Annotated in this window: 20 protein-coding genes; 2 read left to right on the top strand and 18 right to left on the bottom strand. The window is 41.8% G+C overall.

The genetic code is table 11. From position 1 onward, the window contains the following. A partial coding sequence (locus CXF69_RS14050; protein WP_145990087.1) for an IS256 family transposase occupies positions 1 to 720 on the top strand: 720 nt, incomplete at its 5' end. A 61-nt stretch (positions 721 to 781) separates the two neighbouring features. Here the strand turns inward: CXF69_RS14050 and CXF69_RS14055 are convergent. The 8 genes from CXF69_RS14055 to epmB form a co-directional block, all read right to left on the bottom strand. Further along, positions 782 to 1069 carry a DUF4031 domain-containing protein gene (locus tag CXF69_RS14055; RefSeq protein ID WP_057761296.1) on the bottom strand — a complete coding sequence of 96 codons (288 nt, stop codon included), beginning with the start codon at positions 1067 to 1069 and terminating at the stop codon, positions 782 to 784. Positions 1070 to 1156: 87 nt separating this feature from the next. Further along, on the bottom strand, positions 1157 to 3421 hold the full coding sequence (locus CXF69_RS14060; protein ID WP_102078649.1) for a transglutaminase TgpA family protein: 2265 nt from the start codon (positions 3419 to 3421) through the stop codon (positions 1157 to 1159). After that, positions 3418 to 4434 (bottom strand): DUF58 domain-containing protein, encoded by a 1017-nt coding sequence (locus CXF69_RS14065; protein ID WP_102078648.1) that lies wholly within the window; start codon positions 4432 to 4434, stop codon positions 3418 to 3420. The genes CXF69_RS14060 and CXF69_RS14065 overlap by 4 nt, the downstream gene beginning before the upstream one ends. A 247-nt stretch (positions 4435 to 4681) precedes the next feature. Further along, complete coding sequence (locus tag CXF69_RS14070) at positions 4682 to 5707, bottom strand: AAA family ATPase (RefSeq protein ID WP_101205221.1); 1026 nt, start codon at positions 5705 to 5707, stop codon at positions 4682 to 4684. 42 nt (positions 5708 to 5749) lie between these two features. Next, a complete protein-coding gene (locus CXF69_RS14075; RefSeq protein WP_228706802.1) occupies positions 5750 to 6184 on the bottom strand; it encodes a c-type cytochrome in 435 nt (144 codons plus the stop codon). An 88-nt stretch (positions 6185 to 6272) separates the two neighbouring features. Further along, the gene (locus CXF69_RS14080; RefSeq protein ID WP_101205223.1) at positions 6273 to 8360 is read right to left on the bottom strand and encodes an EAL domain-containing protein; all 2088 of its coding nucleotides are present in this window, start codon (positions 8358 to 8360) and stop codon (positions 6273 to 6275) included. Between the two features lie 322 nt (positions 8361 to 8682). Beyond that, positions 8683 to 10440: a hypothetical protein gene (locus tag CXF69_RS14085; protein ID WP_101205224.1), complete on the bottom strand. Its 1758-nt coding sequence runs from the start codon at positions 10438 to 10440 to the stop codon at positions 8683 to 8685. 375 nt (positions 10441 to 10815) lie between these two features. Beyond that, the gene (gene epmB / locus CXF69_RS14090; protein WP_101205225.1) at positions 10816 to 11823 is read right to left on the bottom strand and encodes an EF-P beta-lysylation protein EpmB; all 1008 of its coding nucleotides are present in this window, start codon (positions 11821 to 11823) and stop codon (positions 10816 to 10818) included. Between the two features lie 160 nt (positions 11824 to 11983). On the opposite strand from epmB, the gene efp reads away from it, so the two are divergent. Then, positions 11984 to 12556: an elongation factor P gene (efp, locus tag CXF69_RS14095; RefSeq protein WP_057761310.1), complete on the top strand. Its 573-nt coding sequence runs from the start codon at positions 11984 to 11986 to the stop codon at positions 12554 to 12556. A 158-nt stretch (positions 12557 to 12714) separates the two neighbouring features. On the opposite strand, the gene CXF69_RS14100 is transcribed toward efp, so the two are convergent. The 10 genes from CXF69_RS14100 to CXF69_RS14140 all read right to left on the bottom strand — a co-directional run bounded on the left by CXF69_RS14100 (position 12715) and on the right by CXF69_RS14140 (position 24181). Next, positions 12715 to 14517: a GAF domain-containing hybrid sensor histidine kinase/response regulator gene (locus CXF69_RS14100; protein ID WP_227522919.1), complete on the bottom strand. Its 1803-nt coding sequence runs from the start codon at positions 14515 to 14517 to the stop codon at positions 12715 to 12717. Between the two features lie 30 nt (positions 14518 to 14547). Next, positions 14548 to 15408, bottom strand: coding sequence for a tRNA threonylcarbamoyladenosine dehydratase (locus tag CXF69_RS14105; protein ID WP_101204388.1), 861 nt, complete (start codon positions 15406 to 15408; stop codon positions 14548 to 14550). 100 nt (positions 15409 to 15508) lie between these two features. After that, positions 15509 to 16441 (bottom strand): TatD family hydrolase, encoded by a 933-nt coding sequence (locus CXF69_RS14110; RefSeq protein WP_101204389.1) that lies wholly within the window; start codon positions 16439 to 16441, stop codon positions 15509 to 15511. A gap of 161 nt (positions 16442 to 16602) precedes the next feature. After that, complete coding sequence (locus CXF69_RS14380; protein ID WP_157822715.1) at positions 16603 to 16779, bottom strand: hypothetical protein; 177 nt, start codon at positions 16777 to 16779, stop codon at positions 16603 to 16605. Between the two features lie 204 nt (positions 16780 to 16983). Further along, the gene (gene gspD, locus CXF69_RS14115; RefSeq protein WP_101204387.1) at positions 16984 to 19230 is read right to left on the bottom strand and encodes a type II secretion system secretin GspD; all 2247 of its coding nucleotides are present in this window, start codon (positions 19228 to 19230) and stop codon (positions 16984 to 16986) included. 77 nt (positions 19231 to 19307) lie between these two features. Then, the gene (locus CXF69_RS14120) at positions 19308 to 20213 is read right to left on the bottom strand and encodes a type II secretion system protein N (RefSeq protein WP_101204386.1); all 906 of its coding nucleotides are present in this window, start codon (positions 20211 to 20213) and stop codon (positions 19308 to 19310) included. Further along, positions 20214 to 21041 carry a type II secretion system protein N gene (gspN, locus tag CXF69_RS14125; protein WP_101204385.1) on the bottom strand — a complete coding sequence of 276 codons (828 nt, stop codon included), beginning with the start codon at positions 21039 to 21041 and terminating at the stop codon, positions 20214 to 20216. It abuts the gene before it with no gap. A gap of 229 nt (positions 21042 to 21270) precedes the next feature. Continuing rightward, positions 21271 to 21594: an H-NS histone family protein gene (locus tag CXF69_RS14130; protein ID WP_101204384.1), complete on the bottom strand. Its 324-nt coding sequence runs from the start codon at positions 21592 to 21594 to the stop codon at positions 21271 to 21273. Positions 21595 to 22628: 1034 nt separating this feature from the next. Next, positions 22629 to 23252, bottom strand: a complete 624-nt coding sequence (ssb, locus tag CXF69_RS14135; RefSeq protein WP_101204383.1) for a single-stranded DNA-binding protein — start codon at positions 23250 to 23252, stop codon at positions 22629 to 22631. 317 nt (positions 23253 to 23569) lie between these two features. Beyond that, positions 23570 to 24181 (bottom strand): DUF3833 domain-containing protein, encoded by a 612-nt coding sequence (locus CXF69_RS14140; RefSeq protein WP_101204382.1) that lies wholly within the window; start codon positions 24179 to 24181, stop codon positions 23570 to 23572. Between the last annotated feature and the right edge of the window lie 115 nt (positions 24182 to 24296).

Here is a 24296-nt window from a genome sequence, read left to right on the forward strand (position 1 = left end):
TTAGACTGTATTGTCGTTAAAGTACGCCAAGATAAGCAGATCATCAACAAAGCCATTTACTTAGCCCTAGGTGTTGCTCTTAACGGTAAAAAAGAGCTGCTTGGTATGTGGCTCTCAGAGAATGAAGGCGCTAAGTTCTGGCTGGGTGTTCTCACTGAACTACAAAACCGCGGGGTGCAAGACATCTTAATCGCTTGTGTTGACGGTCTAAAGGGCTTCCCTGATGCCATCAACACCGTTTATCCTAAAGCACAAGTTCAGCTGTGTATCGTACACATGGTACGGTATTCAATGAAGTTTGTACCATGGACAGATAAGAAGGCCGTAGCGGCTGATTTAAAGGCCATTTACGGCGCTGATACCCTTGAGATGGCAGAGGCCAATCTTGAGCACTTTGATGAGACTTGGGGCAAAGATTACCCGCACGTGGTCAAGTCTTGGCGCAATAACTGGGAGGGCTTAACGGTGTTCTTTGAGTATCCGAAAGACATCAGAAAAGCGATTTATACCACCAATGCGATAGAATCACTGAACAGTGTGATTCGGACAGCGGTGAATAAGCGCAAGGTATTCCCATCTGATCAGGCAGCATTCAAAGTGGTGTACTTAGCCACCCAGCAGGCATCCAAAAAGTGGTCGATGCCAATCCGTAACTGGACGTCTGCTCTGAATCGCTTTATGATTATGTTTGATGATCGTATAGGCAGGCATTTAATCTAAATGGCAGTTACACAGAATCTGGGATGGTCTCTATTACTTATTTACTTAAAAAGCTTTCATATCAAGAATGACTAGATTGCTCTATCTGGTCATTCAACTCTACTTTTAATTTCTTTGCGCACTCGATAATCTTTTTTCTATCGGCAGGAATAGCACCTTGTGCAATAGCGATTTCACGCATTTGAACCGTGATATCATAATGAGGATAGCTGGCGTTACGATGAAATAGACGCGCATCCACATCAATAAATGCCGCAAAATCATGCAGCTCTTGCAAGCTATCCGCCAGCATATGACACCACTTATGGCCTTTGAATTTTATTTGCACAAAATCTACGTATATTGCCATATAACCACCTATCTACTGATTCGCTTATCTGACTTGTAGTCAGTTCAAAATACTTTAGCAACTTAATAGCATTATCACCCAAAATCTTTATAACAATGCGCGTACATCTTTTTTAAGTTGTTTGAGTCGTTCTTGATACTTGCTATGACTACTATCAAATGTACTCAGTCGTCCATACCGTAACTGACGGTAGTTTTGTCTAATTTCAATAAGCTTTGTTTGAATAACGATTGGGTCACTACTATCTGTTAGCTGACTCGTAGCAGATTGGGCATTGTCACCCTGACGGCTATCAATAGCCGATGCCAAACGTTCCAGCCAAGCTAGCTGCCCTTCATTATCATTGCGGGCTAATAATTTATCATGTTTGCCGATACGTTTTGAGAGCTTAGCAAGAGGTAAGTCTGCTGGGTGCCAGCGCTTACGGCGGCGATACCAAATGACAAACACTAAGATAGCCATAACGGAAACCGCACTGGTGGCTAACCAAATAATTTGCTGCATGATTGAGCTGATATTGAACCATTTGAGTAGCGAGTCGGCCTGTTTGTCTTGGTTATAGCCGACTACGTCTTTTTGCCAGTAGTAGCTCGCTTGGTCTGATAGTCGGCGTAGCGTTTGTAGCATCTGATACTGCTGATAGCTGATTTGTGCACTGGCACCATTGCCAAATATAGCTGCCCCTTGCTGCTCGGTCATTGTATTCATGCCTTGCTCTACTCGCTCAGGCGCCACAAAGGCTGTCGGATCCACACGTACCCAGCCTTGGCCCTCAAGCCAAACCTCAGTCCATGCATGCGCATCCATTTGCCGCACTTCCCATACGTTACCATTGCGACTTGGCTCACCGCCTTGATAGCCCGCTACTACTCGTGCAGGAATACCAGCGGCGCGTAGCATAAAGGTAAAGCTTGACGAATAATGCTCACAGAACCCTGCTTTAGTTTCAAATAAAAACTCGTCAATCCGATTGGTATTGAGCCGTGGTGGCGACAACGTATAGCGAAACTCTGTCCGATTGATCCATTGCTCAATAGCAGCGATGTAGCGCACAGGGTCTGAACCTGACTGCTCAAATAACTGCTTAGCAAGCGCGCGTGCTTGTGGATTACCTTCATTAGGCAAGGCAAGATTCTCGCGTCTTGATGCCTTTGTCAAAACTGGGTCAATACGCATCGATGCAAACTGCGATACATCATAACGGAGCTGCTGCGTAACAGGCTGATCTTTGGTTAAAGTAAAGTCTGATGTGGTATTGATGTCTGGCTGCTGAGAAAATGGATAATCAAGTCCGAATAACCAATTTTGCTGAGTGGGTTCTAAGATAACCTTGTAATTGACAGGTGCCGCCCTTGATTCATCAGGTACAGTAGCGAAGGCGTGCTGAATCCATGCAGGTGCTTGCAATCTCGACGACCATTGATCCCTTTGATGGGCTGGGCGCCATGTGACACCATCGAAATCACTAAATACCAAACCACGCCAATACAGCTGCTGCTGCGGTGGACGCTCATCTGCAAACTCTACCCGAAAGGCTAGCTCAGTCGACTGTCCTAAATTGGCAAAATCACCAGGGGACATGCTATCAGAGACACCTGTAGTAGCTTGCTGACCTGAGAGCTGTACAGACCACAGCGGTGGCAGTCTCGGAAAAAACAAAAATAGCACCACCAATAATGGCAATGCACCAACCCCTAACACGCCTAATGTACGCAAGCGTCCATCACCGCTAGCATTGCTATCATCATTAAGCGCAATAAATGCTAGCAACACAATGACTGCACCAACGATCACTTCTAAAGTAGTCAGTAAACCTTGGTCCATCAAAAATAATGCCGCAAGCACGAACAATGATAAATTCAAAACCACATAGGCATCACGGCGCTTATACAGTTCCCATAGCTTACTAACTAGGCATAGTACTAAAAACGCCACGCCCATATCCAATCCAAACGCTGTATTGTAGGTCAGCCATAGACCTAATAGCCCCAGCAGAAAGCCTAGCATTTGCATACTTTGATAAATACGCTTTAGGTGCGATAGTTTTTTGAATTTAGCTTTGATATGAGGCAATTGAGCGGCGATACTGACGGCGGCAAATCCTATCAGCCATAATGGTAAATGTGCGGCATGCGGTAACACAACGACGACTTGAGCAATTAATACCCAATAATAAGCTGGCAGTGCAAATAACTTACGATACCATTTAGCGTCATTTCGCTCAGGTCGAATTGAGACTTTTTGACCCAAAGCCAACTGCTCAAAGCTGGCCGTTTTTGTAGCATCGACCGCAGAATACTCTGTGGACAGTGTATCAACATCAGCAGAAGATGAGCGTTTAGAGTTGGTCATGGTACTTTCGCAAGCCTTAGCAAGCATGCTTGCGCAAAGGATTCCCCGTTACCCATCTCCGCAGTAGCAGGAGTATCACTAGGTAAACGCATTTGAAACGGCACGCCTAGCTGACCTAGCGTCAACGCCCCATAAGCCAATTGTGCAAGTTTTTGATCGTGATGTGCAGCTGGCATATCTGCATAATCAAGCGTTTGTTCGTGACCGACCGGATCAGCGAAGTGCTTGGTCAGCATACCTTGTCCCCGCGCCACATGCCCCCAAGAGACTCGGGCCAATGATTCACCCTCGACATAATTATCTAATCGCTCAAAGTCGTCCTGACCCTGTCTATACTGCCCACCTGTTGGTAAATCCTCTAAGCTTGCGATTGCATATTTTACTTGCCAATCAAATACTTCAGGTTTTGGATATACCCACGCTGTACGCGCAAAGTAGACATAAGACCATGCACGCATAATACCTAATGGATAAACTGTTTTTATTTTTAACCGCGGTAGTTCAAGCTGACCACGGTTGTAGGTCTGGACAGGCAGTCGAACGACTTGCTCACCTTGTAATCGCGTGATGAGTATTGAGCTTTGCGTGTTTGTGCCATTTTTGGTTTTCTTATTGGTTATCTGCTCAAATTCAAATAGCAACTGACGCCGTGGTTGGCGACTATCACTATTCAACTGTAGTGTAATCCAAACAGGCAAGCCAGCTTCTGTCATAGTGACTTCTAGCAGACGCACTTGCAGACCAGATATATGAGCAAAAGTAACATGAAAACTAATTAACCAAATACTGACCAGATAAAAGCACAAACCAAGCACCAAATTGTTGCCATAATTGATACCCGCGATAAAGGTAATCCCTAACAATACGGCGAATAGCATCCCTTCACGACTAAAGAAAATATAGACATTACGCAAATTAAGCGTAGCACTATCACTCTTAGGTGCACGCGCGGCAAACCAGCGGCTCAGAGCTGATTTTATTGGTGCGGTTAAGGTCTTTGGTAACAAGCTCATGACTACCCTATTATTACCATCTAAATAACAATGCTGTCAGTATTTGTATCTGACTGACAAACAAACTCACGAATAGAACGATACAGTTGATTCAGGACAATTTGAATACAAGAAAAGCGGGTGAAAATACCGTAAATAGTAAACTGAGTGACTTTGATATTTTTTCTAAGTTATATAGCTTTGACTATGTGTAGAACTACGTTTCACCGATGCAGTTAATCAATACGGTCAAACAGTCTGCCAGCTGCTAAGCAACGACTGACACTTCTGCTAGGATACGTTGGGCGATGGTTTTTGTTGCCTGCCCACCAGTCACATGCGCGGGTACGAAACGCTGACCGAGGCGATGATCAGTGACCGCAGCAAACACCGCTTGGATATCTTCAGGGGTCACTTCCATATATCCCGATACATAGGCATGCGCTTGGGCAGCACGTTGTAGTGACAATACGCCGCGAGGTGATAAACCATGATACTCTTGGCTTGCACGAGTTTTTGCAACCAGTCTTTGCAAATAATCCAATACAGTATCTGCCACATAAACCTGCCTGACACCCTGCTGAGCCAATAGTACAGCTTCAGTATCAAGCACCGTATCCAAATCTTTGAGCAGCTCGCGACGATCTTTACCTTTTAGCAGCTCACGCTCTGCGGCAGGCGATGGATAACCCAATGATAAGCATAATAAAAATCTGTCTAACTGCGACTCTGGGAGCGGATAAACACCTGCTTGTTGCAATGGATTTTGGGTGGCAATGACAAAGAATGGCTGTGGCAAAGGGTAAGTCTGGCCATCTTGCGTGACTTGTCGCTCCTCCATCGCTTCAAGTAGCGCACTCTGCGTTTTGGGACTGGAACGGTTGATTTCATCAGCAAGTAATAACTGAGTAAAGATAGGGCCCGGACGAAACTCAAATTGCTGTTTACTTTGGTCGTAGATGCTCATACCTAAAATATCAGCAGGCAACATATCATTAGTAAATTGCACTCGGCTAAAGCTCAAACCTAACAACTGCGCCAAGCCCTGTGCCAAAGTCGTCTTACCCATACCAGGCAAGTCCTGCAATAATAAATGACCGCCTGCTAAGATACAACTGAGTGCTAGCCTAACTGCTTGCGGCTTGTCCAATACAATCTGATTTAATTGCGCTAACAGCTGTGCAATTTTCTGCTGATTGTGTTGAAAATCAACCGTACTAGGGATGGACTGGCTAAGCGGATTCGCTGTTCTCTGAGAGATGGATAATGATCTATCGTTAGCTGCATGGGTCATAGTAGGTTATTGGCTCATTTTTTAGGTCATAACGATGATAAGTCAGTTCACATCATCTGTAACGGTTGGTGCAGCGGCACGGAGCGTAGATAAATAAGCAATGATATCGGCACGCTCTTTCGCATCTGGCATCGGGTCAGACAGCATTTTAGAATCTGGCATGGCTTTTTGTGCATCTGCAATGTATGGATCGAGTGTCTCTGCATCCCATACCCAACCTGAATCTTCTAGCCCTTTGCTGTAGGTATAGTCTTTTAACTCGGCAGCCGGCGCACCATATATATTCATTAATTGTGGGCCTTTTTTATTCAGACCTGCATTACGTTGATGGCATTGACCGCAAGCATCTTTATAAATTATTGAGCCGTTGTCCGCATCCCCGTCGGTATATAAGGGCAGAATCACAGGAGCGCGGTGGTCAGGTGGTGTTTTCTCACAAGCTGTGAGCAACAGAACAGCAGCCAAAAGGCTGCTCATTTGATATCTACTGATAAGGGACATTTTTAGCAATCTTTGGTTGAGGAATATCATCGCCATAACATAAACGATATGATGTATTGGCCTTTTAACTCGCTACCTTTATCGTGCTACTAGGCTCTTCTAAATAATACCCTTGCAAATAGCGCGCCCCCACACTCCAAGCGACTGACATCGTTGCTGCATCTTCGATATAAGGCATAAGCACATCGACCTTTATGTCATTAGTACGCGTAATAAGAGACTTAACCGTCTCTAGATTTTCTGCTGCACCAATATCTTGGATATAACTGCGCGCCAAGCGTACCATATCAGGCTGGACAAAATTGGCAATTTCAATAGATTTGACGGAAGAGCCAAAATTATTGATGCCTATTTGACAGCTAACATCGTTAAGCGCGGAAAATTGAGATTTTGCGACGGTTAAGTGATCAGAGATATCTATTTCATTGAACTGTAGCGTTAATACACCAGCTGCGCCGCCTACTGCTTTTATCAATTGACTCGCCACTATCGGCAATTTTTTATCGACCAGTGAAGCATTGGTTAATTGTACTAACAGTTTGGCTTCAGGATGAACTTTACGGACGTCATTGATTTTCTTACAGGCATTGATAAGCACCCATCGATCAATCTTTTCTAACAGTTGATGTCTTTTAGCCACTGCCATAAATTGATCAGGGGTTAATACCGTATTGTCAGCATCTGACAGCGGTAACCGTAGATACACTTCAAAGAAGTCGCTACGATCGTTGTTGATGTCGTATATTGGCTGAAATGATAGATCAAAACGGTTATTAGTAATGGCATCCACTAATGACTCAGCAAGTGCATGATCATCGCTATTGGCATGTTCGCTTGGGTCATATATACGGTAAGATCCACCACTGTTAGAAGTCTCTACCATGATTTGGCTGATAGCATCCATGGCGCGTTCTAATATGATGACAGGCTCTACAGGATTTTTTTCAATCTTGACAACAGCAATGCTGACTGTTGTATTCGTTGTACGTTTATCAACTTCAATAAACATATCCTTTATTGACGAACCGATATGTTTAGCAATATTTTCAAGCTCATTCGTCGTCTTGTTTTTTACTAATATCGTGAATGCAGTATCGCTAAAACGGCTCACATGTCCATCAGGTACTAGCTCAGTCAACGTGTGGGCAACTTGTTTGACCGTTGCATCTATTCCTTGTAGACCTAAACTACTTCTTATTTTTCCTACATTATCAACCTGCACATATAGCAGGGCTGCGGTCATTAGTCCTTGCGTCGCCTGCTGATGTACTGATATCATCTGATCTTCAAAACCACGACGATTATCTAAGCCAGTTAAATTATCTTTACGTTCAGCTTCCGCTAAACGCTTGGCAACCTCTGCACTATTACTATTGTTTTGTTGAATAATAATCTGAGTGACTGGCTCACCTTCTAATGTTGCCGATGCCAATTGTAACTTTGCTTCAAAAGTGCTGCCATCTGTTCGCACACTTTCAAAATTAAACTCAACGTCTTGGCGACTGCCTTTGTCAAACTGACGTAAAAACTGTTTAAATCCTTTGACACTATCACCACCCGAAATCAGATCAATAATAGGCACGCCTACCGCTTCATTCATTGATTTGAAACCGAATAATTGGAGATAGGGATCATTAGCAAAGATATGAATCCCTTCATCAATATAAGCAACCGCGCTCTTGGAGTTCTTAATCAGCACATTAGCACGTTGTTCTGCTTCAGACAGTACTTGACGTAAAGTTTTTAGCTCACGACGACTGCGCAAACTACTATGCTGTAGACAAATAGCCATGACGACAGGCATTTCTTGATCGATGGTGAGCGCTTTGACCATTGTGCCACTAATAACAGTAGGTAGTCCTTCCTCATTACAAGCTGTCGTCGCTATCTCTTCGTTCACTAGACAAATCATCGGCAGATCAATACTTTGCTCTTGTACTAGGCTCACTACATCCGTAAAGCTCATATCATAAGCCTTACCAAATACCAAGATATCCCACGGTTGGCGTAAGAGTTTCAATAGCTCTTCTTTATCGTCCAAAAACCCTAAATTTACATTATCGTAATAAGGACTCAATAACTGCACAAGACGTTCAGCGTAGAGCTGATCATCATTGATTACCAATAAATTTAAAAGAGATTGAGAGCGCATAAGGAGCCTTTTAGTCGTACGTATTGTTATCTATTATTTTGTTACTTTACATCTTTGTCTAAAACTAACCTAGCACATAAAACACGCTAGCGTTAATATTCTATGAATCCTATCAATACAAACTGAGTTTTCATTATGATAATTATTTTATTGTTTGGTATTTCGTAAAAGTCAGAGTAACAATATTTATCATTATAGACAATAATTAGACCAACTGCAGATTAACTTATGACCTTTGTCGACTACTATATTACTGACAGAAATCTGTATAAATGCTTCGTTATGGCCTAAAACACCTGTTATGTACAGATGTCCCTAAGCGCTATAACTGCGCCACCTCATATTGACTAAACTTATCAGTCATCATCAGCCTGCGTCCTAATCGTAGGGAGGTTTGTTTATTACCAATACGCATGACGATTCTATCATCAGCTTGAAAGTACGAAGGTGGTACGATTAGTGTGCCAGTCGTCTGTAGCTGTTCATCCTTACCGAGAATAAATGCTGGTACAAAATGATGACTTCGCGTTTTACTGCCTTCCAAACGTAATCCACATGCTACAATTTTATGCCCGAGTATCTGCCATTCCACTTCTGGATTTTTAGTATCGAAATTTAACCAGCGTACCACCCCTATTGACCAATTAGGTTGTTCTTTATTTTCAGAGCCATAGACCAAAATCAGGCTCATGATGTGTAAGGGCTGCGGTGCTGTCATAGAAAGGTTAGGGTCAGTTTTTTCTATACTAAGTCCTTCTTTATTGAGAATGCTTTCGTCAGCAACATTCTCATTAGGCTTACCATCTTTTGGCAATAAATGCAGTCTGCGATATGCTGAGAAACTGTCATAGTCATCAAATGTCTCAATGTTTATAACGCTACTGCGGCCACGCTCGCTATCAAATGTATCGTATAAAGGTCTGTCCTCTTCTCGTAGATATTTTATAGCGATCAAATTGGCAAAAGTTTTTGAATGACCTACATGGTAGTGTATATCGTTAAAATTGGTGATTAACTTTGCCTGCTGCTTGCTAGTATATTTGGTTGCCAAGGTAAGTGGCGGCTGCAAATAGCGGTAGCTGATGGTCATCGAAATAGCATTAAGCAGACTATATTCTGCTGTACTACCTTCCTCGATAAAGGCTTTTTTGCGTGACTCAAAATACTCAACTATCGGTGTCAGTTCTATAAATAGACAGTCATGACGATCTTCATATGGGTTGATATGAGAGTTGACTGTTAGATAGCTTGGTGGATTATTACTCTTAAGATCAACAAAAACCTTTGTCTCGGTGGCGGGCTCCATTGTCGCAACCATGTGCTTAGCCAATTCAGGCAATAGATGCTGTACGAGTAAGATATTCGGGCGCCTCATAGCACGCAAATTTAACAAGTGATGCAAACAAATTTGGCAATATAACTGATGAATACTGTTTGTTTGGTTCGTAACAGTATGTAGACTTAAATCAATATCAGCTACTTTTTTCTGATGAGCCAAATAATATAACTGATTGACTTTAGACCACAGGTAGTCTGATGGCTTTCGATAGCACAGTGTTTCTTCTGCTAATAGTTTTTGGTATCTTAATAGTGATTGATAAATCGCAATAGCAAGCGTGCTATCAGGTTTAGTCTCAGCGCCAAAAAAACGCTGCCAACCTTTATCAGAAGATTGGTTTAAGGAGGCTTCTGACAACTGCGTCTCACGACGTACGACTTTGTCGTAAACCATAATAATTAAATAATGTAGCGATTGCATTTGAGCGATATAAGACATCTGATCCTGACTAAGCGCGCCTGTCTCATAGATATAGTGCTGTCTAAAAGCTGCAATCAGTCGGTCTGAGGCATCAATGACTGTTGTCATTAATTTAAGACGCTGTTGTTCATCCATATTGGATTCACGTAATACTGTCAGTAGACTCTCTAAATGCTCTGTTTGCTGCTCTTGGGTAAGCGTAGGTAGCGTTGCTAACATCTTTAACAAGTAACGCTCTTGACCATTTACTGAGCGATTAGATAGCGGAGGTAGTGGCTCTGTAGAATCTAAATGCTCTCGAAACATTGATAACGTTATCATCAGTATCTTTACTCTCTATTAGTCACTCCGAAGCAATCAGTAATATGCAGCAGTACAAATACATATATGGCATAAAAAATGTTTGTTAAGCTAGACTATAGAAAAGTGATGATATCTATTTATTGTAAGCCTAAATCTAGCAGTACGCTCTGACAATACCTACATACTGTCAAAATCTTACATCTAAAATTGTATATTTTTAAGTTAGCTTACATACTGACAGTCTATATTCTGCTCCAATCATATATCTATATATACTTATACAAAAGTATAAATCCTAGATTTTAGTTTTTAGTTTTGAAAGATACTATCCGTATCTTTTTTAAGAGCCTCTCTTTGTTTACTAATTCTCCTAAATTGTTATAGTGCCCTATATTAGCTATTGCTGTAAATATCAATCGGCACTTTAAAAGGTCTATTCGGTAACTCTCTGACCAACTTAGGAACAAGATAACCTGGCAATGATGCTAACAATGACCAATAAAGCTCAATCGCTGCTTGCTCACTACTATCAAAATGCGCCGCACCAGCCACCTTGTCCAACACATGTAAATAATATGGTAGTACGCCAGAAGCAAACAAACGCTGACTAAGCTGTACTTGCGCGTTAAGAGTATCGTTGACACCTTTTAGCAACACGGCTTGGTTTAATAGTGTAATTCCAGCTGCTCTCGCACGTTGCAAGTATTCAGCGGTTGGTGCATCTAGCTCATTGGCATGATTACAGTGAATGACCATGACAATATGGCAGCGGCTTTGAGATAACCTCTCTAACAATGCAGAATCCAAGCGTGCAGGTATCACCAATGGCAAACGTGTATGCAGCCGAATGGTAGTAATCTGCGGAAGAGACTCCAAAGTATCTAACCATGCAAACAAACGTCTATTGGTGACATTAAGTGGATCACCACCACTCAAAATTACCTCATTGACCTCAGGATTTGCATTAATATAGTTGATGATATTTTCTTTTGCATCAGCAGTCGGCATATTGGCACTATAGTCAAAATGCTGGCGAAAGCAGTAACGGCAGTGAATAGCGCACGCACCCGTAATCGTTAACAATACTCTTGACTGATATTTATGAAGCAAGCCTTTTACAGGATTTTGAGTGTTTTCGCTTAGCGGATCTGCTACGTAGCCTGTGACGTTGATTTGCTCTTGCTGGTCTGGCAACACTTGTTTAAGCAAGGGATCATTACGGTCGCCAATAACCATTTTTGCCACAAAGCCACGCGGCACACGCAGTTCAAAATGCTTAGGTACGTAAACTTCTGCACGCATTGATTCAAGCTGTAGGATACTCAATAGCTCATCAACAGATGTAATAGCTTCCGATAATTGCGTTTGCCAGTTTTTTTGTGTGATTAAATGGTTTATCATGACAGCCTATTACCTGTGCCCAAAATCCGATATTATACGCCCTTAGTGTCTAGCCTATCAAAGTATCCTCGTTAATCCGTAAATACTTGGCATAACAGAAAATTTTGGTACAGTCAGCCCTATGTCTTACTATTATATTTACAACCCCTAGGAGTTTCTTGTGGCAAGTTTTTCTACTAATGAATTTAAAGCTGGTCTAAAAGTGATGCTTGATGGCAACCCTTGTGCCATTCTTGAAAACGAGTTTGTTAAACCTGGTAAAGGTCAAGCCTTTAACCGTGTTAAGTTGCGCAATCTTCGTAGTGGCAAAGTACTGGAACAAACTTTCAAATCAGGTGACAGCTTAGAAGCTGCTGATGTGATGGATACTGAAATGAACTATCTATACAACGATGGCGAGTTTTGGCATTTTATGCATCCTGAGAGCTTTGAGCAGATCCAAGCGGACAAAAACGCAATGAGTGACTCAATCAAGTGGTTAAAAGAAAACAGCAATGCTCTATGTACCATTACGTTATTTAATGGTGCTCCTCTGTCAGTCACGCCGCCTAACTTCGTTGAGTTAGAAATCACAGAAACAGATCCTGGCGTACGCGGCGATACTTCAGGCGGTGGTGGCAAACCTGCTAAATTAGAGACAGGTGCCGTTGTACGTGTACCATTATTTGTGCAACAAGGTGAAGTGGTACGTGTTGATACGCGTACTGGCGACTACCAAACTCGCGTGAACTAATATCGCTCTAAACATGACTGGTAGTTGATATTTACTGATATCTTTATCATCAATAAAAAAGCTTAACCACCATATAGGCGGTTAAGCTTTTTTTATATTTATCGATCATAGTTACATTAAAATGCTAATCAATGGCGCCAATACTAATATTTAGTAAGTTACTCTTCTTCCAATGATTGCTTTTGTATCAGCCAATACTGTACCAAGGCATTCAACTGCTCTTGCTTAAAAGGTTTGGTGCAATAATCCTGCATACCAACTTTCAGATATTTCTCACGCTCGCCGTCCATTGCATTGGCAGTCAAAGCGATAATGGGCGGTAGTACTTGGGGGTCATATAATTCATGCAATTTAATAGTCGCCTGTACTCCATCCATAATCGGCATATGATGATCCATCAATATCACATCATAACGATCAGGGAATAAAGCAAAAGCCTCAATTGCTTGCTGACCATCTGTAACATGGGTGACGGTATGTCCGCTGCTGGTTAGGGATTTTTTGGCTATAATCGCGTTGACAGCATCATCCTCGACCAACAAGATATGCCCAGACCGCTCATGCGTAGGTTCAATTATGGTCGTATCGTTAGAGTCTTGCCATGTCTCATACTTGTCTTCATCAATAGTAGTTAACGGTAATAAAACACTAAATGTCGTACCGACTCCTACTTCACTATTTACATGAATGTAACCACCCATCAAATCGACTAGAGACTTACAAACAGATAGTCCAAGTCCAGTACCACCATAAATACGATGAGTAAATTTATTCGCTTGGTCATAAGCGTCAAATATCGCCTCTAACGACTCTTCTTTGATACCAACACCCGTATCTTTCACTTCTATACACAAAGTTATATTCTGACCAGTTTCATCGCATTCTATTTTGCTTGCTTCTTTTTCTTGACTCGTACTCACGAATTTTTCGTTAATGTTATTTGGACAGTAGCAATTGTCCATATGTTTAACATCGATACTTACTTGACCACCTTCACGCGTGAATTTAATCGCGTTATTGACCAAGTTTGCGATAATCTGCTTTAGACGTACAGGATCGCCGTTTACATAAGGTGATAGCGTTTCAGTATAATGATAATCTAAAGTCAAGCCTCTTTGGCGTGCCTTTATAGCAAACAAACTGACGACTTCATTACATAAGGTAGATAAATTTAATGGAATAGAGTTAATCGTCATTTTTCCAGACTCAACTTTTGATAAGTCCAAAATACCATTAATGATGACCATCAAATGCTCGTTAGAAACTTTTATATTATCAACGTATTCTCGCTGTTCATTACTGAGTTGGGTATCGCCTAACATCTCTACCATACCGATAATACCGTTCATCGGTGTTCGAATTTCATGACTCATATTAGCCAAAAAGCTCGATTTCATCTCATTAGCACGCTTAGCATCACGTTGTTTATCTTGTAATTTCAATGCATCTGCGGCCATCATTGCAAACTGCGCCAATATCTTTTCTTGTTGACTGCTAAAACTCTGATGTGGCTCAGTATCCATAAGACATAATGTACCTAGACGATACCTTTTGTTGTCTTCATTTAAGATAATAGGTGCACCAACATAAAATCTTAAATATGGAGAACCTGTGACCATCGGACTTTGGCTAAAACGACTATCCTTAAAGGTGTCTAACACGATTAATACATCATCAGACAATATTGTATAATTACAAAAAGCCGTGTTACGTGGCCCTTTGCTTACAGCCTCATCTTCACTATCGAATTGACAGGCTGGTTTTAGATATTGGGTTTCCTCGTCCATGAAAGTAATGGTGACTACAGGCACATCAAAAAACAGTTTAGCAAGTGCAACCAGTCGATCGAACGCAGGCTCATCATCTTCATTGAGTACCTGGTACTTCTTTAGCTTGTTGACACGTTCTAATTCATCTACTGCGACAGGGTAGCTCTGCTTGGGCGAGTTAGATATAGACAAAGTAAACTCCATTAAATAATATCAGACGTATTAGTTACGACTCGTCTGTCTTATTAATAATTGTAATGCTTCACTCACCATAATCATCGCCACCACTGACGTAACGACCACTGCTGAGCCATAACCACCGCACTGTAAACCGCCTGTTTGACAGCTTTTATCTACAATTGGCGGCTCTGTCGAATAGACACATTTGATACCAAATTTCTCTTTTAAAGCACTATTAATGCCTTTTTCGTGGCGTAACTTGTTGCGTAACTTTGCAAGTAGTGGATCTTGATAACAGTCACGCAAATCACTTACTCTAATCTGACTTGGATCTATCTTACCACCTGCACCGCCCGCACAGACCAACTTTAGTTTATTAAAACGACAGTGTAAAGCAATTGCTAATTTAGCATTCATATCGTCTACACAATCTAAGATAACAATCGGTTTCCCCTGAGCAGTAGCGGATTTGACCGCTTCACGACTTGGTAGAAGTGTGGCGACATTATCTACTGTCAAAAAGTCATCGACTAAATTTAATGTTACTGTGGGATTAATCTCTCTAATACGAGTTGCCATTGCTTCAATTTTACTTTGACCAAATGTGCTGTCCAATGCAGGCAGTTGGCGATTGACATTAGAAGCAACCAATACATCCAAATCAATCAACGTAATCGTTCCCACTGCTGTCCGAGCCAGCGCCTCTGCTGCCCAAGAGCCCACCCCTCCTACACCAATAATGTAGACATGAGCTGCCGAAAAAGTATTAACCGCAGAGGTACCATATAGTGTCCGTGTACCTTGAAAACGACGATCGTACTGCTCATCTTGTTGGCGCGATTCGTCTTGTGCAAGACTGTCTTCGACGGATTCTGGTTGTTCAAATTGTCGCGTGTCACTCATAACAGATCAAATTCTCTTTTCAAATATTTTGGTTGTCATTTATTTGGCTAGTACTTTTTAGCGTCTAATTACAACGATGCTTTTCTTATAAGTAGCACAGTTACACTGAATAAGCCCAGTCTACTTTCAGAGCATCACAGCTATTTTGCCACAATTGCTTAGCAAGTTTATCATGTGGTATTTCTAATAGCTCACTCAAGCTTGCTAATACCCATGGCAGATTGGCTGGTATATTTCTATCATGTGAATCAGTATCATCCGATACCTGACACATAATAGGTGTCATATCTGGACAATCCGTTTCAATGACCAAGCATTCGATGCCATGACTCTCAACTGCTACTTGAATAGCACGGCGCAGTTTTTTGGCCTTCGGATTGGTAATCTGACCCGTGACACCAAGCTTAAACCCTAATTTTACAAAAGCCTTTGCCTCTTGCTCACCCCCGCTAAAGCTGTGGGCAATACCGCCTAATTTATGCGCATCGTATTTATGCGCTTTTAATATTGCGAGCGCTTCAGCATGCGCTTTACGAATATGCAGCATCACTGGCAGATTGTGGGTTACTGCTATATCCAACTGCGCCGCAAAGAACCTTTTTTGTTTAGCAAACATATCAGGCTGCTTCATTGCATCGGTAAAGGTGTCTAATCCAATCTCACCAATAGCTAATGGACGACGCTCTATCACCATTTGTTCAAGTTGTGTTAAATGGTCGTCGGTATGCTGCTCAATATAAAATGGGTGTAAGCCAAGTGCGATATGGGCTGTAACATTGCATTTATCTTGGTTGTTTGCCTTGGTCGCAGACGATTGCGACAGTTCATTGATGGAGTCTTGAGTATCGTACATTCGATCAAAGTAATGGTATAAATAACCTACTAGCACTAAGTGACAGACACCTTGACTATAAGCCTGCTCTACCTGTTGTTTGCGATCATTGTCGAACACTGGAGCATCAAAATGTGTATGCGTATCTATAAGAGAATAGACATTTTTTAAAACTTCTCTAGCATCTGTTCTCTCAGCCATGGTCACTGATTTGTTGCCACACATTAATAAACTCCAAAACTGACTTTTCAGAACATAGAATTGAGTAATAAACACTAAGCAATTTTTACTATACAAGTATTTTTATATAAGAATATTGCTATAGACGCATTATTGAGCTTCTATTTTTTAATTACTAGCTTCTATTTACTAATTACATTCTCGTGAGCATCGTCAATATCAATACCCTCAGATACGGTATTATGATTATTTACTGTCTCCGTATTGTCCTTTCGACTACTGCGCCTAGGGATGAGCAATAGCGCAGTTGCAGCCACACTTAGCAAAAACCATTTTTTCGTATTTTTATAATCTGTCATCTTAGTTTCTGATTTACTGTAGCGGAAAACATAATACGTAACTCATTATTTTATTAGTAACTAATATACTTAAATATAAAAGCAGCTATGTTTATCTGTGTTATGAATACGCAAGCTAATGTACGATGTAACTAGTATCTATTACATCGTACATTAATTTATGCCAGTTGAATCACATTAACCGTTATATATACGGCCAATATTTTAACGATTAAGAGGATAGGTCGTGATACCACTATTCGGGCTATCTACTCTCGTAAAACCTTGCGAAGTAGATTTTGGCGCTTGATCACGTTTAGGGATAAGGGGGTTGAGCGGCATGAGCTCGTAATCCGCACTGACATTACCATTCCAACCTTCAGTGCCACTCAATGGTAATTGCTTAATCGTACCGTTTTTATCAATGACCAGCTGCAACACTCGCATTTGATTGAATTTGCGTTCAGTCACACTCGCTACCGCGCCGCCATCACGTAAGATAGTCGGCTGTAAAAAGATAATCAAATTGCTCTTTTGGGTGCTGTCGTTGTCAGAACGAAAGAGTCTACCGATAACAGGAACATTGCCCAGTCCAGGAACCTTCTGTTGACGTGTGGTGGTGTTGTCACGCATCAGGCCGCCCAAGGCAATCGTTTGCTGATCATCCGCTAGAATGGTCGTATTAATAAGGCTTTTATTGGTAATTAGCCCACTGGCATTACCCGTACTACCTGGTACGACTGACGAGACTTCTTGCGAGACCTCTAATCGTACTGTGCCATTGTCACCAATATGGGGAATGACATTCAGATTAATACCAATGTCTTGGCGATCAATTGTCTGAAATGGGTTGTTTGAATTATTGCCACTGGTGGTAAAAGAACCCGTAACAAAAGGTACGTTTTGACCAACTAAGATACTGGCTTTTTCATTATCCAATGTCAAAATCGATGGCATGGATAGCAAGTTGGCACTGGTAGATGAGTCAAGCGCCTGTAAAATAGCGCCATAAAACTCTGTATTGCCCTGACTGTCTTTGCGACTGTCTCCAATTCCTATCAGTGCACCCGCGATAGAGCTGGCAGCAGCGCTAATACCTGCCGTACTCGTCCCTGCTAAAGCAGCCGCCGCAAGTGTCGTCGCGCTGGCTCCCACATTATTAAAGTTGACCACTCCATAGCCACTATTGGCGTTACCTAACGCCCATTGAACGCCTAGCTGGGTGGCATCATCGCCTGACACTTCAACAATAGCCGCTTGAATCAATACTTGTGCACGGCGACTGTCTAATTGGTTGACCGCATCTTCAATCTCAAACATTAGCTCAGGTGCGGCATTGACGATAACGGCATTTTGAGTTTCATCAGCGATAATACTAAACGGACGACCGCCCACCCCTGTGCTTGTTCCGCTTGTGCTGCTAGTCGAGACAGCGGCCGCACTGCTACTACCAAGGCTATCGCTAGCTGCATTATTAATTGCAGCGCCTGTGCTGCTTACATCATTTAGTGAGGCTGATTCTAGTGTCGAGGTCGCGCCAGCACTATTGATAGATTGGTTAGCGAGTAAACCGCGTAACATATCGGCGATATGACCCGCACTAGCATACTTTAATCGAAAGACACGTAGACCACTTAAACGTCTGGTCGGCGTGGTATCCAACTGATTGACCATTTCTTGGACTTTAGCAATCATTTCAGGACTGCCTTTGACTAGCAGTCTATCGCTTGACGTATCAGCAATCACCTTTAGCTGATTGTTGCCACCTTGAGCTTGCCCGCTACCCGCACTTGAGACTAAGGCGCTAATCAACTCCATCATACGTTCGGCATCGACATGGCGTAGTGGTATCACTTGCAAACTGTCATTTACATTACTGTCTAAATCACGGATAAGGGCTGTCAGTTGGTTAAGGCTGTCTGCTCGATCGGACAATACTAGCGCATTGACACCAGGTACAGCGGCCGCGTGAGCTGACTGCGGCATCAATGGGCGAATAACACCTAATACTTCTGCAGCTTGGGTATTGGTCAAATAAATAACTCGAGTGGCGAGCGATTCGCCAACACTATCACCGCGTAAATCAACCGCCACACCAGATTGCTTAGCAATATTATCTGGCACCAGTTTTGTCGTCGTTCCCGATTCAATCGCAGCGATACCATTCACTTGCATCACGCTCAGAAATAGCTGATAAATCTCATCACGGGACAGGGCTTTATTGGAGATGACCGTGACATTGCCATTGATACGCGGATCAAGAACAAAGTTTTGATCCGTGATGGTCGCGACTTCATTGATAAAGGCTTTGATATCAGCATCTTGTAGATTAACTTTCCAGCTCTCAGCATTGGCAAGACCAACACCAGCAGCCCATAATGGCACTGCCAGACAAAGTGGACGGCACAGGCGCATCAAACGCTGCAGGCTACGGTACAAAGGCGTGGCTGAAAAATTCTGAAAACTTACCATATTGATGATTACCTACAGTGATATTGCTTACTATGTGCTGAATTTTTAAGGAGCAATTTTGCTAAAAACCTACCTTGCTAGAACTGCTGGCGAATCGTAATAACTTGCTCACCACGTTGAACCTCTATCTGCGCTTCACCTGCTTGCTGTACTTGCTGAAGTACACCAGCATCTTGCGCTGGGTTATTACCCACGCTCTGTCCGTTGACGGTCAGTACCTTATCGCCTGGCTCAAGCCCTAAACGATTACGTAGGCCAGCAGGCATCGCCGCTGTGACTTGGTAACTTTCACCTGATGCCATCACCCCCATTCTACTTAGATAACTGGCAGGGTTTTCTTGCAAGGCCGTAACCGCTTCTTCGATAGCCGACTGTGGACTTTTTGAAGTGTCTGCGCCAGTTGTCCCTTCTGTCTCAGGAATAGCGTTTTGTACTGGCTGGGGCGCTGTAGGCAACATGCTATTATTTGGCAAACGCTGATTACTTATTCCGCTTGCTAGCATATCACTTTGGTCTAATGGCATCGCCTCTGGCATTTTAATAACGGTTTCTTTATCGTTAGCATCAGCGATAATGACTGAATTCCAATCAACAGCCACGAGCGTATAATCGCTGTCTTTTAGCCCATCACCGATGCGGTAATTTTTGACTTCGCCATTGACATTTAATAAGGCGGAAGACATGCTCTCAGGTATGGCTAGTAGTACGCCTTTTAGCTCAATGTTGGGAGGTGGTTGCACGGCTGCGGTAATAGGATCGGGGTCAGCGAAGATTGCAAATAAGCTGCTATAATCTTTGGTGGATTTGGCACTATTCTGTAGAGGCGCTAAAGGCAATGCAGGCGCTAGAGGTGCTGCTAGTAATAACCATAAAAGACGGGCGGCTGTCCAGCATAGCCAAGCAATAGCTAACAATAATAGCCAAGCTGAAAGGCGATTGAGAGTATTGATAACAGGTTTTAAGCTTGCGGCGATATTAAGCATTTAGTTCGCCCCCAGACCAGCTAACAATGGCTGGCGCACACTGACAACTGGCGTATCTTGAGGGGCTTGTCCTTTATACTCAGGCATGTTTTCTAGCAAGCGCTGCGTCAAACTGACATCGAGCATATTATCGCTATCGAGATACAGATCTCCCAAACGCTTATCTTGATTATTCAATAAATTGATATGCAGCAAATCTCTATTGTTTTTTTGCTCTGTACTAAGCTCGGCTCTTAGAGCAGGCATCGTAATATAAAAAACTTTGCCACCACTAGGATAGCCTACCTCACCACCAACCCAAGTCAATTGACCATCCGCGGCACTAAATCCGCTAACGTCTTTAGCAGGATCACTACTAGATGCGTCATTTTTATCAGCCTGACGCGTTAGCGATACATTATTTACTTGAATAGGGGTATTTGGCAGTTGCCAGTTGACCACACTCGCTAGCGTCTCAGGTGCAACTTTCCCACTCATGTTGTCAACTTGCCATGAGTTTAACCCAAGTTTAGCTTGCCCATTCAGACGTGTCTGTGCTGAGTGGATATTAACATCCGCACCTAGCTTCCCTATGAGTAACTGCCAAGGCTGCCATGACCATTCCACCGTACCTGTGAGCGACGTCGATGACATAGGCAATTGCCAAATGGCAGCACCTTGCCATACATTGCCAGATAAATGCTGCACATAAGGCGTATCTGGCGCGTATTTCTCAAGTAACCATGCTGCTGGCATTTGCAACACAGCAAATAGCGCAAACAACACAAACCCCACTAGCCACCAGAGCTTACGGGGACGTTTATGAGAAAACTCAGATACTTGGGCCACAGTCGTACAACTCTTATATAAGACAAAAACGTCATTATCATAACAAACAATGGCATATAGATGACAGAAAAAAAGCCAGTATCTTTTTGCCAAAATACTGGCAGTAAAGATACTGGCTTTTATTTTCTGAAAAACAGCTATATCTATCGCTAAATGGTTGTAAATACACCATTATAAATAGGATGTTCTAACTGGTTCACAGAAAGTAACTTTATAAGAAAACAGCTAATTAAATAGCAAAATCTTCGATATCACGACCTGCTGCTAGCGCTTCAACCAACCATGTTGGCTTACGGCCACGGCCAGTCCAAGTTTCACTATGATCATCAGTATTGCGATATTTAATACTGCGTTTTTTCTCTAACTTTTCACCAGCTTTCAGTATCTCTTCGATCGTTGCATTGCTATCTTCTGCAATCTGCTCGAACTGCATATAGGCATCATACAAACGTTGATGCTGTTTTTTGGCGATAAGTTGTTGAGCGTTTTCAGTGATAGCACGTAACTCATCCACGTTCAAATTTTCTAAATCAATTGCGTTATTTTTGCTCATAATAAATCCAACTATAAAATAAGAGTGTGGCCTCTATTGAGGTATTGTTTTTCCTGAAATAATGCAGTGAACAAATCGTTCATTGGCCATTAAATCTATGTATAAAATATAATTAATTCTAAAGAATATTTAGTTTCTAATAACAGCCCGAACAATCCATTATAAATAGAAAATATATAGCGATAGATGCTCATTGTATCCATTTTGAATAAAATTAGTTTTAGATAAATCTAAACACATAAGTCACCATGCTTTATATATTGCTATTATAGCTTTGAAAGCATCTTCTAATAATAAAACAAAATTCTAGTACTTTGACTACTGCTAGAATTTCGCAATGATATTTCGACAAAAATCTACTGTTAAAATAATAGAGTAGTAAGTCAATGCACTATACTCTCAAATACTGCTAATCTTGGAGATAGTTTTGCATTAGCTCTGTAACTTGCTATGTCGTTCCTACGGTACTTTCTGAATAAGTTAACCATTTCATATAAAGATCTATTATCCAAATAGCTTTCGATTTATTAATAAGAAACAAGTAAAACTTTGGCTATTATCATCGAAATTTATTTTATTTAAAAACGATCAATATATATTAACTATACGCCATATAAAGTTAGTATAGCAATTTTTAAAACTAAACGTCACTAATCATAATTATTTTTTGGTACAAACGGTCAATATAGAGTATAGAAGGTAGTAGGCATACTAGCTAATGTGAAAACCAATAGTATTAAACCAATGCCAAATAAACTTAAGTTTAATCGTTTAGGTATTAAGAGCATATTAAATAAATTAAAAATTATTCAATAAAAAATTAGTTTAGCTACGTTAAAAAGTATCAACTGAATTATATTTTTGGATTTAGTTAATCCTCTATAAAAGAGCTACAGCGTTAACCTCGCTTGAAGTATCACAGTTACATCTGCACTCAGTTGCCTTATATCTCTTTTAAACTGAATCAACTATAGCAAGCATTAAAAAAGCCCTGCAGTTGCAGGGCTTTTTTACATTAAAGTCTAAGGTATAAGTTAGAACGGAATATCATCATCTACAGGGCCGTCTGGCATTGCTGTAGGCTTAGATTGTGCAGGTTTCTGTGCTGGCTGATTGAACTGGTTTTGCTGAGCAGGCGCTTGATTGTTAAAACTGTTCTGACCACCTTGAGCCGCTGGTTGGTTATAGCCGCCTTGATGTGCCATCTGGTTATTTGCTTGCTGACCAAAGTTATTCTGGTTGTTTTGGCCACCTTGATTATTATAGCCGCCACTCTGACCTTGGTTCTGACCACCAAAGCTATCTCCACCCTGACCGCCGCCAGTTTGACCATCGAGCATCTGCATTTGTTCAGCACGAATCTCAGTAATATAACGGTCTTGACCACTTTGGTCTTGGTATTTACGTGTGCGCAAACTACCTTCGATATAGACTTTGCTGCCTTTACGCAGGTATTGCGCTGCGATTTCACCTAGACGGTTAAAAAGTGCGATACGATGCCACTCTGTCGCTTCTCTTTTTTCGCCGCTTTGTTTGTCTGTCCACTGCTCTGATGTCGCAACCGAGATATTGGTTACGCTACCGCCATTGCTGAATTGGCGTGCCTCAGGATCTGCTCCGAGGTTACCGATGATGATAACTTTATTGACTCCGCGCATGATACCGTCCTTTTACTTATGAATAATTTAATAAACTGTTTTAATCGTTATCTGATAGCATCAGTTGATACTATCAATTGTATAATTTTACTTTAACCAATTTTTATCGAAATATCTATAGGCCACCTATGGTGCACGTCAGTCTATGTCGCTTAGACACTCTATCTAGGTATGCTAGTCGATATTGTAGAGTCCAATAAATAACAGGTAATAGATAAATATGCTGCTATTTTGCCATTTTAAGACGCTGAAGAACACCGTCTACCTTTATCGATATTGCATAGCACCTTACTTATTATCAAATGATTTAGAGATTTCTAGTTAGCATCGGAAGGCTTACGATGCATACTTAATGTCACGCTACCCAGCTCTACGCCAAATTTTTTCATCACTGAGCGATTGAGCATGACATCTTCATTGATAAGATACATCCAATCATCGAACGTTACTTTGTAGGTTTTGTCCTCGACACGTAACTCTAATAAGTAATTCCAGTGCAACGTATTGCCAACCACTTGCCCTGTTGCCTCGCCAATGACATCACCTGCGACACCTTTCCAGCTGCCATCTGTCTGCTCAGTCAGACGCCATATACGCTGCGATTTCGTGCCATCTGCCCACGAGAACTTCTCGTTTAGGACAATGACATCATCTCCCTCATGGGTTGCATCAATATCAACATAAAAGCGCTTTTTTACTTCGCCATTTCGACCTTGGAACATACCCCAACCATCAATTTGACCCGAAAAAAACTCATGCATGTCGAGCGTTGGTGTGGTGTTCTGATAGGCCTGAATATTTTGTGTAGCGCAACCAGATGTCAGCAGCATGGCTGATAAACCAAGACCTATGGTTAACTTAGCTATTGAGAGATGCGTCGTCTTTTTACCCTCGATGACACTACCAGACAACATCTTAAATTTACTCATATCAATTCCTTTTAAATAGAGATAAATAGTTAGTTTCTACTTATTAATACTGATGGTTTATGAGATTGCTGTCTGTGCATTTTTTGCTATTTAGCTTTTTTTTATATACAGCTAC

Source organism: Psychrobacter sp. Choline-02u-9 (genome assembly GCF_002836505.1).
Lineage (GTDB): Bacteria > Pseudomonadota > Gammaproteobacteria > Pseudomonadales > Moraxellaceae > Psychrobacter.

What these genes read in the sequence shown, in the direction of transcription:
- CXF69_RS14105 (WP_101204388.1), bottom strand. Translation starts at nt 15,408, where the DNA reads ATGAGTGACACGCGACAATTTGAACAACCAGAATCCGTCGAAGACAGT.
- CXF69_RS14065 (WP_102078648.1), bottom strand. Translation starts at nt 4,434, where the DNA reads ATGAGCTTGTTACCAAAGACCTTAACCGCACCAATAAAATCAGCTCTG.
- CXF69_RS14060 (WP_102078649.1), bottom strand. Translation starts at nt 3,421, where the DNA reads ATGACCAACTCTAAACGCTCATCTTCTGCTGATGTTGATACACTGTCC.
- ssb (WP_101204383.1), bottom strand. Translation starts at nt 23,252, where the DNA reads ATGCGCGGAGTCAATAAAGTTATCATCATCGGTAACCTCGGAGCAGAT.
- CXF69_RS14380 (WP_157822715.1), bottom strand. Translation starts at nt 16,779, where the DNA reads ATGACAGATTATAAAAATACGAAAAAATGGTTTTTGCTAAGTGTGGCT.
- CXF69_RS14140 (WP_101204382.1), bottom strand. Translation starts at nt 24,181, where the DNA reads ATGAGTAAATTTAAGATGTTGTCTGGTAGTGTCATCGAGGGTAAAAAG.
- epmB (WP_101205225.1), bottom strand. Translation starts at nt 11,823, where the DNA reads ATGATAAACCATTTAATCACACAAAAAAACTGGCAAACGCAATTATCG.
- CXF69_RS14055 (WP_057761296.1), bottom strand. Translation starts at nt 1,069, where the DNA reads ATGGCAATATACGTAGATTTTGTGCAAATAAAATTCAAAGGCCATAAG.
- gspD (WP_101204387.1), bottom strand. Translation starts at nt 19,230, where the DNA reads ATGGTAAGTTTTCAGAATTTTTCAGCCACGCCTTTGTACCGTAGCCTG.
- CXF69_RS14080 (WP_101205223.1), bottom strand. Translation starts at nt 8,360, where the DNA reads ATGCGCTCTCAATCTCTTTTAAATTTATTGGTAATCAATGATGATCAG.
- CXF69_RS14130 (WP_101204384.1), bottom strand. Translation starts at nt 21,594, where the DNA reads ATGAGCAAAAATAACGCAATTGATTTAGAAAATTTGAACGTGGATGAG.
- CXF69_RS14085 (WP_101205224.1), bottom strand. Translation starts at nt 10,440, where the DNA reads ATGATAACGTTATCAATGTTTCGAGAGCATTTAGATTCTACAGAGCCA.
- CXF69_RS14110 (WP_101204389.1), bottom strand. Translation starts at nt 16,441, where the DNA reads ATGGCTGAGAGAACAGATGCTAGAGAAGTTTTAAAAAATGTCTATTCT.
- CXF69_RS14070 (WP_101205221.1), bottom strand. Translation starts at nt 5,707, where the DNA reads ATGACCCATGCAGCTAACGATAGATCATTATCCATCTCTCAGAGAACA.
- CXF69_RS14120 (WP_101204386.1), bottom strand. Translation starts at nt 20,213, where the DNA reads ATGCTTAATATCGCCGCAAGCTTAAAACCTGTTATCAATACTCTCAAT.
- CXF69_RS14075 (WP_228706802.1), bottom strand. Translation starts at nt 6,184, where the DNA reads ATGAGCAGCCTTTTGGCTGCTGTTCTGTTGCTCACAGCTTGTGAGAAA.